Genomic DNA, 14,841 nt, shown 5'->3' with positions numbered 1-14,841 from the left:
CAATGACTAAAAAGATTTTCGTAACCGACACCATCCTGCGCGACGCTCACCAATCGCTGCTCGCCACCCGCATGCGCACCGAAGACATGCTGCCGATCTGCGACAAGCTCGACAAAGTCGGCTACTGGTCGCTGGAGTGCTGGGGCGGCGCGACCTTCGACGCCTGCGTGCGTTTCCTGAAAGAAGACCCGTGGGAGCGTCTGCGCCAGCTGCGCGCCGCGCTGCCCAACACTCGTCTGCAAATGCTCCTGCGCGGCCAGAACCTGCTGGGCTACCGCCATTACAGCGATGACGTGGTCAAGGCGTTCGTCGCCAAGGCGGCGGTCAACGGCATCGACGTGTTTCGCATCTTCGACGCGATGAACGACGTGCGTAACCTGCGCGTGGCGATCGAAGCAGTTAAGGCTGCCGGCAAACACGCCCAGGGCACCATCGCCTACACCACCAGTCCGGTGCACACCATCGACGCGTTTGTCGCCCAGGCCAAGCAAATGGAAGCCATGGGTTGTGATTCGGTGGCGATCAAGGACATGGCCGGTCTGCTGACCCCGTACGCGACCGGTGAACTGGTGCGAGCACTGAAAGCCGAACAGTCGCTGCCAGTGTTCATCCACTCCCACGACACCGCCGGCCTGGCAGCCATGTGCCAGCTCAAGGCTATTGAAAACGGTGCCGACCACATCGACACCGCGATCTCCAGCTTCGCTTCGGGTACCAGCCACCCTGGCACCGAATCCATGGTTGCTGCGCTCAAAGGCACCGAGTTCGATACCGGCCTGAACCTGGAGCTGCTGCAAGAGATCGGCCTGTACTTCTACGCCGTGCGCAAGAAGTACCACCAGTTCGAAAGTGAATTCACCGCCGTCGACACCCGTGTTCAAGTCAACCAGGTACCGGGCGGGATGATTTCCAACCTGGCCAACCAATTGAAAGAGCAGGGCGCTCTGAATCGCATGGCCGAAGTGCTGGCGGAGATTCCGCGCGTGCGTGAAGACCTCGGCTTCCCGCCGCTGGTGACCCCGACTTCGCAGATCGTCGGCACCCAGGCGTTCTTCAACGTGCTGGCCGGCGAGCGCTACAAGACCATCACCAACGAAGTGAAGCTCTACCTGCAAGGCGGCTACGGCAAGGCGCCGGGCACCGTGAACGAGAAGCTGCGTCGCCAGGCCATCGGCAGCGAAGAGGTGATCGACGTACGCCCGGCCGATCTGCTCAAGCCGGAAATGACCAAGCTGCGTGCCGATATCGGCGCACTGGCCAAGTCCGAAGAAGACGTGCTGACCTTCGCCATGTTCCCGGACATCGGTCGCAAGTTCCTCGAAGAGCGTGCCGCCGGCACCCTCACCCCGGAATTGCTGCTGCCGATCCCGGAAGCGGGCAAGGTGGCTTCGGCCGGCGGCGAAGGTGTACCGACCGAATTCGTCATCGACGTTCACGGCGAAACCTACCGCGTGGACATCACCGGTGTCGGCGTCAAGGCTGAGGGCAAGCGTCACTTCTACCTGTCCATCGATGGCATGCCGGAAGAGGTGGTGTTCGAACCGCTCAACGAATTCGTCGGCGGCGGCAGCAGCAAGCGCAAGCAAGCCTCTGCACCGGGCCACGTCAGCACCACCATGCCGGGCAACATCGTCGATGTGCTGGTCAAGGAAGGCGACACCGTCAAGGCGGGCCAGGCCGTGCTGATCACCGAAGCGATGAAGATGGAAACCGAAGTCCAGGCTGCGATTGCCGGCAAGGTCACCGCCATTCACGTTGCCAAGGGCGACCGGGTGAACCCGGGTGAAATCCTGATCGAGATCGAAGGCTGAGATAACGGCCTCGATAAAACGCTTTAAACCTCGGGGGAGCATGTGCTCCCCTTTTTTTTGCTTTTCAGGCACTGCCGCAAGGTGCGGCAGCGCCTGACCGGGACTCAGAACGCCATTCGCCACTGGCCGGATACGCCGTGGTTTCGGCTGTCGGTGCCGATCTCACCCGACAAACCAACACCGAGTGTGTGGCTGGACGAGACGGCCAGATCCAGCCCGGTGTCGAGCCTCAGGCTGTTGCGATCCAGCTCTGCACCGTAAACGGTGTAGTCATGGCCGCCGGTGACCAGACGTTGCCGGGTGCTCGTGTAGGTTTCGCCATAAATGTGTTTCCACCCTGCGCTGAATCGTGGCGTGAGGCGCATGCCGTTATCCAGTGTGCTGACTTTCGCCATGCGCAGGCCGACGGTGGTGTTGAAGTTGCCTTGGGATTGAGCGTGAACCTTGAGCGCCGCCGCTCCGCCTTTCTCGGTGTAGCCGTCGCGCTGGTAGCGTTGGTAGCCGATGCCGACAAACGGCTCGATGCTGACGTTGGCCCGACCCAGGTTGTATCCCGATTCGATGAACGCTTGCTGGGTAGTGGCCTGGTAGTTGCCTTTCAGTCGGTCATGGAAGCGGCCGAACGCGACTTCGCGGCGGGTACTGCCTTCATGGTTGCTCCAGGCTGCGCCTAACCGAAGTGACAGCGGACCGGTCTGGCGCAAGGCGTAGGCGCCGAGGTGCCAGCTGTTGAGGTCGCCGTCCAGTTCCTGGCTGTCGATGCGCGTGTCGGAGGTGCCGCCCATTAAACCCAGGCGCCATTCTTCGTCGAGGCGCCAGTCCACACCGAGCAGCAGTCCTTTGGTGGAATGCTGCATGGGCTCCACATCGCGATCCAGTTTCCCGCTGTGGCCGAGGGCTTGCAGCCAGACCCTGCCGCCATCAGCGTCTCCGGCCGCATGTTGTGGCGAGTTTCGTTGGGTGTGGATGTTATCGAGTTGGTGCATGGCCGACAGCAGGCTGGCGCTGACCGGTGTAACGCTGCTCAAGGTGGCCTTGACGAGGTTGGCATTACTGCCGCCGGCCAGTTGATCATAGGCGAGGGTGGCCGTCGTCTCGTCGGTGGCGAGCAGGGCTTCGATGGCTGCGTTGCCTGGCGGCGGAGGGGAGTCCGTTGACTGTGGCTGCTCAACCATTTGGGTTTGTTGAGCTGCGGGCGTTTCGGCCATAACGGGTTCCGGTAAAGGCGCTGGTTTTTTCAGGCTTTCTTCGAGCGCGCTGCCGCTCTCCGTCGTGGCGACTTTCCTGGATGGAATGTCGTCGGATGTATGAGCGGGTACTGTTGGGACCTCAGTGCTGACGGGGATTGCTTCCAGTGGCGGAGCAATCCTTTCCTCACGCACTGTTTCTTCAGCGAGATTAAGCGGAGCAGGTTTTTCTTTCTTCTTGCGCGCAGGCTTGGGTTTCACTTCGTCCATGACAGGCGCGTCGGGCTCCGACTGCTCTGCCAGAGAAAATTCCACGCAACCGACTACCAGTGCAACCGCCAGGACAAGATGTTGGAGCTTGTATTTGCATTGAATGGGCATTCAGTTCGACCTATCAAAAGATGAGGCCAAACTGTAAAAGTCGATGCCGGTACGCCGATGCCGGGCATTTCCGAACCGTGTGCAGGCGATGACGTCTGCTTTTGTAGCCCGGTCAGTGACGAGTGATGAGCCCGCCCTTGTTTACCCGATCCACCAGACGCCTTTGCCTACAACACTCGCTGAAGTATCGATTGGCGAAATCTCAAAAACTCATCTGCCACTGCCCGATCAACCCGTGATTACGGCTGTTGCTGCCAATCTCGCCGCTGTATCCGAGCCCCAGCGTATGTCGCGCGGATATGCCCAGATCCAGCCCCGCTTCCAGCACCAGACTGTCACGATCCAGCGAGCTGCCATCGACGCTGAATGCGGTGCCGCCAACGACGAATGCCTGACGGGTCGAACTGCTGACATCGCCGTAGGTGTGCTTCCAGCCTGCCGCCATCCGTGGGGTCAGGCTCATGCCATTGTCCAGCGAGCTGAGGTGCGCCAGGCGCACGCCGAAGGTGCTGCTGAAGTTGTCCTGGGTCTGGCTGTCGACCTGCAAGGCCGCCGCGCCGCCCTTTTCCTGATAGCGGTCGCGGTGATAGCGCTGGTAGCCGAGGCTGGCAAACGGTTCGGCGCTCAGCCGGCCGCTGCCCATGGCGTAGCCGAGTTCGGCGAAGGCTTGCTGGCTGTCGGCGTCGTAATCGCCTTTGGGACGATCACTGAAACCATTGAACGCGATGGTGCGTTTGCTTTCGCCCTGATGGCCGCTGTACGCCGCGCCCAGGCGCAAGGCGATCGGGCCGTTTTGATGCAGCGCATAAACGCCGGCATGCCAGCTCTCGACATTGCCGTCGACGCTGGTGGCGTCCAGGTCGGTCTTCGAATAGCCGCCGAGCACGCCCAGACGCCATTGTGGATTCAGTGCCCAGTCGGCACCGAGCACGCTGCCTTTGGTGCGTTGTTCCAGACCGCTGCTGCCGTGTTCGCCATCGAGCTTGCCGTAGCCGCCGATGGCCTGCAGCCAGAGCCGGCCACGGGCGTTCGGATCATTCAGGTTTCGCGCTTCGGACGGTACGCCGTTGGCGGCGAGGATCGGCGTATCACGCTGATCGAGGCCGACCATCAAGCCTGGACTGCCACCCATTTGCTGCATCGCCGAGAGCATGCTGCTGCCGACCTGGCTGCTGGCGCCGAGGGTGGCGCTTGTCAGGTTGGCGTTGCTGGCACCGGCCAGTTGCTCGATGGCCGCACCTGCACTGCTTTGTGTGGTGTTGAGCAGGGCGTTGTACAGCGCGTTGTTCTTGCCGATCGAGGCCAGGCTGTTGGCGGCGTTGCTGCCGTTACCGGTAGCGGCGAATTCATTGAACGCCACGTCATTGCGTGTGTAGGTCAGGTCGACCTGAGTCGGTGTGTAGGCGAGGGTCGGGGTGAGGAACGCGTAGTCACTGGTGACCGTGCCGAACGTGCCGTTGACCCGCGCAGCCTGCAGCACCGTGTAATGGCTCTGCCACGGATAAGTGCCGCTGCCGGGATTGACTGCCAGCGTCGCGCCGTTGAGGTTGGCCGTGCCGCCGATCTGGACCGGTGCGCTGCTGCCATCGGCGTTGACCCCGTAGGCGAGGGTGGATGCGCTGCCCATGTTCAAGTCGTGCACGACGGTCGCGGTGCCGAGGCGGGTGTCGGTGCGTAATGTGCCGTTGACGTTGAGGTTGCCCACCGACCCACCTCCGGCATACACGCCGCCGGCGTCCACTGTGAGGTTGCCGGCGATACCGCCCTGGTTTATCAGCGTGGCGCCGTTGCGCACGGCACCGCCGTCGCTGAAGTCGCCGCTGCCGGTAAGCGTCCAGGCGCCTTGCTTGACCTCCAGCCATTCGAAATTACGGCTCGCACCGAAGCTGCCGCCCGCCGCGTCGTCCATCACCACGCGGTCATAACCGCTGCCGCCATCGACCACGCCGACAAAGCGGCTGCCACTGCGCAGGGTCAGGCTGTCGTTGCCGCCGCCCAGATCCAGCGCCAGCCCGTTGCTGCCACTGAGGGTGCCACCGTTGATCACGTTGTCGGCGAACTCACCGACGAACTTCACGCCGAAACCGTCGAGGCCCCGGATGGTGCCGTAGTTCTCCAGCGTGGTGGCCGCCAGCCCTGAGCCGCCGCTGCCGTCGTCCACCAGAATGGCGCTGTTGGCGCCGCTGATCAGCGCATCCTTGGCGTTGAGGATGTACCCGCCACCCAGCGCGATGCCTTCACTGCCGTTGGCGAAACCGCCCTTGTCCACACCGCCGGCGCCGACGCCCTGAATGGTGCCGTAGTTTTCGATGTGGGCGATCTTGTCGATGTCCACGCCGTCACCGTCGCCATTGGGTTGCAACCCGGAATAGGCGCCAGTGATGGTGCCGTGGTTGATCACCGTGCCGTCGCCATCGGAACCGAAACCGGAGCCGTTGCGCCCGGTGATCTGCCCGTAGTTGACCAGCGTCGCCCCCAGGTCGGTAGTGATGCCATGACGGCCGCCGGAAATCACGCCGTAGTTGGTCACGCTCACGCCGGTCGCAGTGTCGATATCGATGCCGTCGAATTTCTGGTCGGCGTTGTGCGAATCGCCAGTGGAAATCTCGCCGTAGTTGCTGATGGTCGCATTGGCACCGGTCTTCATGCCGTCGCTGGCATCGCCACGAATCAGCCCGCCCGCGCGGTTGATGATGGTGGTTTTCACCCCGTTGCTGCGCAACGCATCCAGATCCAGCCCTTGGCCGGTGGTCGAGCGAATGGTGCCGCTGTTGTCGATCAACAGGCTGCCGCTGACGAAATTGCTGTCGATGCGAATCGCGTCGTTGGAGCCGAGAATCTGCCCGCCGCTGCGGTTGTAGATCGCGTAATTGCGTGCCTGGGTCAGGTCGCCGCTGCTGTCGATGGCCCGGCCGCCGCTGGAAATGATCTTGCCGGCGTTATCAATAATCACACCGACCCCGCTGGTCTTGTCCTTCAGGCTCACAGCCTTGCCGCTGTTGGTAATGCTGCCAGGCGCCGAAATCGTCAGTGTGTCGCTGCTACCCAGTGTCTGCGACGCGGTGGTGGCGGCGTCGATCTGCACGGTCTTGCCGTGGGCGGCGCTCGCGGCGATCAGCAGAGCAATGGCGAGCGACAGGCGCTGAGGCGGGAAGGGCATGGGGTGAACGTCCTTTTTGTTATAAGCGGGGCGTTCTGTATAGCGGAGGGTTTTTACAGAATGATGTACGGCCTATGTGCATTCTTTTGCAGTTAAGGCCTCAGATTTGGACGTTCATCTGCAATTCATTGCAGATCCGACGGTGGTGCAGAGTCGAAATCGCAGCCTTGGACATCGCTTGAATGAGATGCCACAGGCTGCGCTCTTTCACGTTCACGGGCTCAACCGCGGCACTCAACCAACCCCTTCACCTGCCCATCCGCCGTCTGATTCTCATCGCTCAACCAGCGTTCGAACCCCGCCGCAATCGCTGGCCATTCCGAGTCCAGAATCGAGTACCACGCGGTATCGCGGTTCTGGCCTTTCACAACCATGTGCTGGCGGAACACGCCTTCGAAGCTGAAGCCCAGCCGCTCGGCCGCGTATTTGGAGCGGGCGTTGCCGTTGTTGCATTTCCATTCGAGGCGGCGATAGCCGAGGGCGAAGGATTCTTTGGCCAACAGGTAGACCGCCTCGGTGCTTTTCGGCGAGCGCTGCATCGGGGCGCCGAAGGTGACGTGGCCGATTTCGATGCGACCCTGGGCCGGGACGATCGACATCAGGCTGAGGATGCCTTGCACCTGGCCGCTGGCGCGGTCGATGACGCTGAAGAAGTACGGATCGCTGTGGGCGGCGTGGTTGTTCAGCCAGTCATTGAAGGCGCTGCGCTCCGGAAACGGGCCGTAGGGCAAGTAATCCCAGAGTTTCGGATCGGCACCCGGGCCTTGCAGGGCATTGAACAGATCGTCGCCGTGACGTGCCGGGTCGAGCTTTTCCAGGCGAATGAAGCGCCCTTCGAGCAGGGTGGTGGAGGGCGGCGGCACGCCTTTCCAGTCAGCGAGAGAAATCGTCATGCGCGTGGCTCCTTAAATGGCTTTGCGAAACTGGATGAAACCCGGGCGCTCGGCGATGCGCTCGTAGAGTTGGATCGCGGTGGCGTTGGTTTCGTGGGTCAGCCAGTGCACCTTGCAGCAACCGTCAGCTTTGGCCGTGGCGTAAACGTGTTCGATCAGCAGACGGCCGACGCCGGTGCCACGGGTTTGCGGCTCTACCAGCAGGTCTTGCAGGTAGCAGGAGTTTTCGATGCTCCAGTTCGAACGATGGTAGATGAAGTGCACCATGCCCACCGCTTTGCCATCGGCCCAGGCGAGGGCGGCGTGGGTCGGTTCGTCCGGGTCGAGAAAACGCTGCCAGGTGCTCTGGCTGACGGCGTCCGGCAATTCGGTGTTGTAGAAGCGCAGGTAGGCCTGCCACAGCGGCAGCCAGGCCTCGTGGTCGGCGGCGCTGACCGGGCGGATGTCGATCTGACTCATGGTGATTTCCTTAACGCATCAAGTGAGCGAGGGTTTGATCGTTGATCTCGGGGCTGGCGGCCAGGCCCTCGCGCACGCCGGCGATATCTTCGGCGCTGCGGTTCTGGCTGAGCTTGCGCTTGCCTTCGAGGCGGTCGATCGGAATGGCGAACCCGACGATGGCCTTGAGCATGCCGTCGATGTAATCGGCCGGGGCATCGTCAACCGACCAGGGCTGGGCGCGGCCGGCCTCATGGCGATTGGTGAGGGTGCTGACGATGTCCAGCAGACGGCCGCCATCGCTGAAGGTTTCGGCGTGACCGTAGGCATGCACGGCGACGTAGTTCCAGGTCGGCACGACTTTGCCGTGTTCGGCCTTGCTCGGGTAAAAGCCCGGGCTGACGTAGGCATCGGCACCGGGAAAAATCAGCATGGCCTCGGCGCCGTCGCGCAGGTCTTTCCACTGCGGATTGGCCTTGGCCAGATGCCCGTACAGCGTGCCGTTCGGACCTTGTTCGCGATGCAGCAGCACCGGCACATGACTGGCCTGCAAGCCTTGTTCGCCGTGGGTCACCAGGATGGCGAGGCGAGTGGCGAGGATCAGTTCGTGCAGTTGGGACAGGTCGTCGATGGCAAAGGCGCGGGGCGCGTACATGGAGAAAATTTCCTTGGCGAATGCCTGCATCGTAGGCAGGCTATTGGTCTGTTGTAAGAGCCATTGCTGACCAATTTCATAGGTCCATTGTCATGCCCGATTCGACCACGCTGTCGCTGCCGTTCAACCCTGCCGGTATCGAACTCGACCGCCGCAAAGGCTTGAGCCGCCAGCTCTATCAGGCCTTGCGCCTGCGGGTGCTCTACGGGCGCCTGGCCAGCGGCACGCGCCTGCCGGCCAGCCGCGATCTGGCGGCAGCGCTGGGGATTTCCCGCAACAGCGTGGTGCGCGCCTACGATCAGCTGTATGCCGAAGGTTTTATTGAAGGCCGGGTCGGGGACGGCACTTATGTGGCGCAGTTACCGCAATCGGCGACGCCAGCGAAAAAATTATCCACAAAAGTATCCACAGGGTTTTCAACAGGCTTACCCACAGCTTTATCCACAAAACTGGTCGATTTCACTGGGGATTTATCCAGCAAAGTTATCCACAGCGGTGCATTTCAGCGGCTTGAGCGGAACCATTTGCCGACGCCACCCAGCGGTCCGCCGCGAGCATTCCGGGTCGGTGTTCCGGCATTCGATCTGTTCCCGTTCGACGTCTGGGCCAAGCTGAACGCGGCGTTCTGGCGTAAGCCCGACTTGCAGCAACTGTGTTACGGCGACCCGGCGGGCGATGCGCGGTTGCGCGGTCTGATCGCTGCCTATTTGCGCAGTTCGCGCGGTATGCAGTGCTCGGCTGAGCAAATTGTGATCACCAGTGGTGCGCAACAGGGAATCAGCCTTTGTGCACAGTTGCTGGTGGAGCCGGGCGCCGGGGTGGGCATCGAGAATCCCGGTTATCGCGCAGCGGGTCATGCGTTCGCGCTGGCCGGCGGTCGATTGCACGGCATTGCCGTGGATGAAGAGGGCATCGACTGCGCGGCGCTGGCGGCCGCCGAAGATTGCCGGGTGGCCTATGTCACACCGTCTCATCAATACCCGACCGGGGTGGTGATGAGCCTGGCCCGGCGGCTGGAACTGCTGGCTTGGGCCGAGCGCACCGGCGGCTGGATCGTCGAGGACGACTACGACGGCGAGTATCGCTATACCGGCGCGCCCTTGGCTCCGCTGGCTGCGCTCGACCGCCAGGGTCGCGTGTTGTACGTCGGCACCTTCGGCAAAGTCGCGTTCCCGGCGTTGCGCCTGGGTTATCTGGTGCTGCCACCGGGGTTGGTGGAGGCGTTTGCGCAACGGCGCGCGGTGGATGTCCGGCATTCCGAGGTAAGCACTCAGGCGGTGATGGCCGAGTTCATGGCAGCCGGGCACTTCCAGCGGCACATCCGGCGGATGCGTCGCGCGGCTCTGAATCGGCGCAATGCCCTGATCAACGGCTGGCCTCAAGGCCTGGCGGGCGTCGGCGAGTTGCCGGCTGTATCGGCTGGACTGCACCTCACGGTGGCAGTCGACAGCGTGGCCCGTGAGCAGCAGTTGATAGAGCAAGCCGCCAGTGTGGAGGTGGAAGTTCACGGCTTGAGCAAGTATTGGTTGCCGGACTCGATGACGCCGGTCGATCAGCGGGCCGGTCTGGTGCTGGGGTTTGCGGCAGTGCCGGAGCCGGCAATCGAGTCGGCTCTGGCCCGCTTGCACGCCGTCTGGCGTAAATAGTTATCGGCTCGCTACCGCTTGTGGCTTGAGAAACAGGTCACGCACTGTCGGGTCGACAATGCGGCGCATCGCATTGTCGACGGCATCAAAGGTACTCAGCGTCAGCCGGGTTTTCTCATCGAGAGACTGCAGATAGGCATCGGCGAATTTCAGGTGGGCGATGGTGTACTGGGCATCCGCGTCACTCATTCGTTCGTAATGGAAATGCGCCACCCACATCGGACGTCCTCCGTTGGCCTTGTCGAGAATCCGGTATTCCTGAAAGTAATCACCCCGCTGACGAGTACGGATGCGTCCGCGTTCGTCCTTGATGACGTCGACCTGCCCATTCTCGTGCAGCCAGCGGAAATAGGTTTCCCGAGGCTTGCGCTGTTTGAGCATGGCACCATAGACGGCGTTGCCTTCGGTACGGGTAGCAGTTGCGCCGGCACGCAGTTCGGGGCTGAGACTGGCAACCGGCCAGACATTCTGGCTGGCTGCGCGCCTTCTGGCGAAGGCCATGTCTACATCATTGGCCGTCTGTTCCAGGCGCGAAGCCTGTTGGTCGAACATGTCTCGAATGTCGGCGGGAATACGTCCTGGCCGCCTGGCGTCTTCGCGAGTCTTCTTGATAAAGGCATCGACGGCACCGTTCAGCTCCATCCCCTTGCTGATGAGATCGTCGTCATCGACCGGCTGAACGGGTTTCGCGAGGTGGGCGGAAAATTTCACGAACGGTGATTCTTCATCCGCTTCACTCGTATCAGGTGCCGGCGCCTGATTGCCGGAATTCTGACGAGGACGGGTTTTACTGATTTTCACCTTGGGCTGCGAAGTGGAAGGCTGGGGCTCTTGCCTGACGGTTTCAGGGTGTTGCTCGACTACCGGTTCGGGCAGTTCGGCGATCAGATGTTCTTGAGCCAGCGTACGGAATTCCCCGATCAGTTCGCGGATCCTGTCGAGCCTGGCCTGAATGAACTGCCCCGGGTGTGCGGATGGCAGCTGTTCTACCTGGTCGTCGAGACTGGTCAGGAGGTCATTCCAGCGTGACAACTGTTCGATGCGCTCGGCCTTCGCGTCCGGGGTAGCCGTTGTGCGGGAAAGTCTGAGCAACTCATGACCGGCGTCAGCGGCCTTGATGGTGATGATGCCGATGTCCTGCCGTGCCGCGTCCCATTGCGGCCCGGAACCTTCATTGACGCAGCGTTCGTAGGACATGCCGATTTCATTGGCCTTCAGGTCGAGTTCGCCGTAGTTCGGCAACAACCGTCGCAAATCTTTGGCCAGTTTTGCACCTTTGCCGGAATGTTTGACCAGTACCAGCAGGGAGCGATTCAGCGTCTGCAGGGTGGCAATCAATTCGTCACTGATGGTAGTGGCCCGGGTCGCAATGTCGATCTGTTCGTTGCGTGGCAGGAGGGTATGGTTATCAAAGCTGGCGGCGATCCGTTTTGTCGTCAGCGCGTACAGGCGCATTTTTACCCGTAGCCATGAGCCCAGGCAGCGATGCTGCTCTGCGGTCATGCGCATCAGTTGTGCCTGGTAGAAAACGCCGCCACCACCGTTCTGGTGCCAGGTCGCGAGTTGTTCCAGCGCCTGGGTGTAGCTGTCCCCCTGTTTGATGGCCATGTCCAGATAGTCTGGCGCGGCGGCGAGATAGGTGGCTTCGCTGTTGTCCTGTGGCAAGGCGAGCAACTTGATCAGCAATTCGCGCTTGTTGGCGGGCTCCAGTGCGATGAACGCTTGCAGTGTTAGCCAGGCGGCCTCTTTCTTTTGCTCCTTGGCGCGAAGCAGCGCTTCGATACGACCGGTTGGACTGCCACCGCGCAAGCGCAGCCTGGGTGCCCAGTGCCATTGCCCGGCAGCGACGTCGTACTCCAGAGACATGCCAGTGCGCAGTGGATCGCGCGGATGGATGATGTACACCGGCTCGTCCTTGAGAGCGCTCACCTGAAACCAGCGGCTGCCGACCTGGGCATAGGTTTTCCCCGCGTCCGTGTAGAGATGGCTGGTTGACGATATCTGTTTGCCGCTCAGGTCCGGCGCGTCGACCTTGAAGCTTTCGAGCATGGCAAGGAAGCGGGCGCTGGAGTCCGGACGCGGCAGGAGCGCGGGTTCCAGCAGCGTGTGATGACCGACGGGGATGTCACCGGTGAGAGTAACCGGATCGTGAGTGACGACTGCCGGGACAGGGGGTGTTTGCGGTTGGTCGATTTCGACAAGATCGTTGAGGTCTTCCAAGTCCTCCGGCGTCTCGTGGGTAACGTTCAGGTGCGGCTCCAGCGAGTGGTTGCGCCGTGCAACCACCCGGTGGGTCAACAGAATGCCGAGCGTCAGTAGAACTTCGGCGGCCGATTTCCAGGCAATCAGGTGTTCGCCGTGCTCATGTGCGTCGAGAGTCTGCTGAACCTGTTCTATGGTCTGCCAGGCCCAGGCGGCCGCCCCGGCCGCACCACTCAGGAAGTTGGAGGCGATACTGAAGATCGCCCAGCCGCTGTCGGCCAGCAATGCCCAGCGCCGCTCACTGTTGGACACCGATTGGCGGTCGGCGAGTTCGATCAACGCCTGACTGTTGGCGGTGTGCAAGGTGCCGAGAATGTCCCCTGTCAGAGGCTGGTTCGCCAGTTTGATCGGTCCGTTCAGGTCCAGGTGCATGAAGGGTTCGAACGCCAGCTGGGTCACCATCCAGGGGGAAGGCAGCCCTGTCGAGAAGACATACTGCGAGTACTCGAAACTCAGCGAGGGAGAGCCGAGCCAGGCCAATACCGAGTTGCGCAGTTCCCCCGGCTGATACAACGCATACATCAGGTTCTGCAGAGACGCGAATTGCATCAGCGGCATGTCCATCATCGGTCGATAGAGCAGGCAAGGTCCCTGGCGATGATCGCGGGGGCCAATGATGTACATGTTGGTCACGGTGTCCGATTGACCGCTCAGTCGGCGAACGGGGGTGAACGCCAGTGGCCGGATGGTCACCGGGTGTTTGTCGGATGGCTGCTTGCTGGCGATTGCGTCCATCAGTTGACAGACATAGGCATGACCCCGCTCATCGACGCCGCCCTGATGCCGGATCTTGCACTCCAGCGCCAGTAAAGGCAGGAGTATGGGCAGTTGCAGCGTATAGCGAGTCTTCTGGTCGGCAGCACGGATCGGGTCATCGACAAGGTTGCGCTTGAGCAGCTTCGGGTAGTGGCGGCCAATGTCGACCTTTGCTGCCAGTGCACTCAGGTAATCGACAGTCAGCCAGGCCGGTACAGGTCGGGCATCGTCGAAGTCGATGCTTGCCTGATACGGCGGGGTATTTTGCAAGGCGAACTCACCCAGCGTTTCACGGACCCGACTCGATGGATTGGCCAGGGTGAAGCCAGCGGTTTCCAGGCTGTCGGTCACTGTGATTCGCAATCGGTCCAGCGGCAGGTCGGCGACCCCTTCAACACTTGTGTCGGCGAGCATTGCCGCCTGCATCTTTTGCTCGGCGTAGGGTTTGATCTCAGGACAGTCGTCGTTCTTGAATACATTGCCTGCAGCGCCGTCACGCAACGCACCGAGATCGACCAGATAACGGCTGTAGTTTTGCAGGTCCTGGGCCGAAGCGTCTTTCAACCAATCGGGAATCGCCTTTTTCAATTGGCTCAAACGGCTCGGCTGCAGCGGGCCGGCCTGGCTGGTTATCTGCAGATGAGACAGGCCCCGGGTTTTGCGCGGGGGATTGGCCGGATCCTGCGCCGCGATGGCGGCCAACTGGTTGGCCACGAGCGCCTGAGCAACAGCGTCGAAGACATTGCCGTCGGGTTCGATCAGGCGCCACTTCATGGGTGGCCCCACGTGTTCGGGATCAATGCGTTCCGGCAGGGACTCGCCCAGTTGTTTCAGCGAGTCGTATGTTTCATAGCCGTCGGCAATGGTGTACAGCAGGATCCGCTCCTGCTTGCTGATGGTCGCCGTGATGACCAGGGCGCCGGCGACAAGCGAGTATGTGGCAGTGCTGCCCTCGTCGCGGTCGAAGTCCATGATGCAGGCTCGCACCCCGGTGAAATGATCGCTGGTTGTCGGGCGTTCGGCTTTGTCCGGGTACTGCGCGACAAAGCGCGCCAGCCGGCACGCCTCTGCATCCCAGCCACTGGCGGTCTGCACATCGGCAGCCGAACGCAGTTGTTCGGACAGCTCCTGCCAGCGCGGGCGACCGTGTTCGGACTCATTCCAGTAATCCAGTTGGCGCTGCTGACACTCGACGAACAACAGAGGGGCGTGATCGTTCAGCAGTGTGGTGAGCTCATCCATGCTGACCGCGAGGTGGAGCGGTGGGCTGGCGATGGGCATGTGTGTCAGGAAGTGTTCACCTTCGATGAACTCGGCGGTGGTTTTGTGCAGGCTCTGCCGGATCAGTACGTGGGTCAGTGATTCGAAATTGCAGGCTTCGACAGCCAGCTGTGGCGTATCCATGTTGCGCACCGGCGTGGCGAGCAAGGTGTGATCAGGATCGATGTGCAAGTCGGGGTAACGCTTGCGCAATTCTTTGCGCAGCAACGTCGAGGCGACTTGATGCAGGGAGTCGCCGTGACTGGTCAGTTCGACCAGTCGGCTTTGTTTCAGCAAGGGAGGGGACACGTCGTGTGTCACTGCAGGTTTATTCACTGGCCTATTCCATGGGTGTAGAAGGTAGCGGGATTGCTACTTCGAGTCCGGTCCAC

8 protein-coding genes are annotated in these 14,841 nt (G+C 61.6%); 2 read left to right on the top strand and 6 right to left on the bottom strand.

Features of this window, described 5'->3' with window-relative positions:
* Positions 1 to 2: 2 nt before the first annotated feature.
* Complete coding sequence (gene oadA, locus QR290_RS00650; RefSeq protein WP_289204101.1) at positions 3 to 1,811, top strand: sodium-extruding oxaloacetate decarboxylase subunit alpha; 1,809 nt, start codon at positions 3 to 5, stop codon at positions 1,809 to 1,811.
* A 104-nt stretch (positions 1,812 to 1,915) separates the two neighbouring features.
* Here the strand turns inward: oadA and QR290_RS00645 are convergent, their stop codons facing one another.
* The 5 genes from QR290_RS00645 to QR290_RS00625 all read right to left on the bottom strand — a co-directional run bounded on the left by QR290_RS00645 (position 1,916) and on the right by QR290_RS00625 (position 8,525).
* On the bottom strand, positions 1,916 to 3,019 hold the full coding sequence (locus QR290_RS00645; RefSeq protein WP_430736778.1) for an autotransporter outer membrane beta-barrel domain-containing protein: 1,104 nt from the start codon (positions 3,017 to 3,019) through the stop codon (positions 1,916 to 1,918).
* Positions 3,020 to 3,581: 562 nt separating this feature from the next.
* The gene (locus QR290_RS00640) at positions 3,582 to 6,539 is read right to left on the bottom strand and encodes an autotransporter outer membrane beta-barrel domain-containing protein (RefSeq protein WP_289204100.1); all 2,958 of its coding nucleotides are present in this window, start codon (positions 6,537 to 6,539) and stop codon (positions 3,582 to 3,584) included.
* Positions 6,540 to 6,760: 221 nt separating this feature from the next.
* On the bottom strand, positions 6,761 to 7,432 hold the full coding sequence (locus tag QR290_RS00635; RefSeq protein ID WP_289204099.1) for a GNAT family N-acetyltransferase: 672 nt from the start codon (positions 7,430 to 7,432) through the stop codon (positions 6,761 to 6,763).
* A 12-nt stretch (positions 7,433 to 7,444) separates the two neighbouring features.
* Positions 7,445 to 7,891 (bottom strand): GNAT family N-acetyltransferase, encoded by a 447-nt coding sequence (locus QR290_RS00630; RefSeq protein WP_289204098.1) that lies wholly within the window; start codon positions 7,889 to 7,891, stop codon positions 7,445 to 7,447.
* 10 nt (positions 7,892 to 7,901) lie between these two features.
* Positions 7,902 to 8,525, bottom strand: coding sequence for an FMN-binding negative transcriptional regulator (locus QR290_RS00625; RefSeq protein ID WP_289204097.1), 624 nt, complete (start codon positions 8,523 to 8,525; stop codon positions 7,902 to 7,904).
* 92 nt (positions 8,526 to 8,617) lie between these two features.
* Here QR290_RS00625 and QR290_RS00620 point away from each other — a divergent pair, with 92 nt between their 5' ends.
* Positions 8,618 to 10,171, top strand: a complete 1,554-nt coding sequence (locus tag QR290_RS00620; RefSeq protein ID WP_289204096.1) for a PLP-dependent aminotransferase family protein — start codon at positions 8,618 to 8,620, stop codon at positions 10,169 to 10,171.
* Here the strand turns inward: QR290_RS00620 and QR290_RS00615 are convergent, their stop codons facing one another.
* The gene (locus tag QR290_RS00615) at positions 10,172 to 14,785 is read right to left on the bottom strand and encodes a dermonecrotic toxin domain-containing protein (RefSeq protein ID WP_289204095.1); all 4,614 of its coding nucleotides are present in this window, start codon (positions 14,783 to 14,785) and stop codon (positions 10,172 to 10,174) included.
* Positions 14,786 to 14,841 lie beyond the last annotated feature (56 nt).

Origin of the sequence: Pseudomonas fluorescens (assembly GCF_030344995.1) — a bacterium.
Lineage (GTDB): Bacteria > Pseudomonadota > Gammaproteobacteria > Pseudomonadales > Pseudomonadaceae > Aquipseudomonas > Aquipseudomonas fluorescens_BF.
This window is presented reverse-complemented; position numbering and strand designations above follow the sequence as displayed.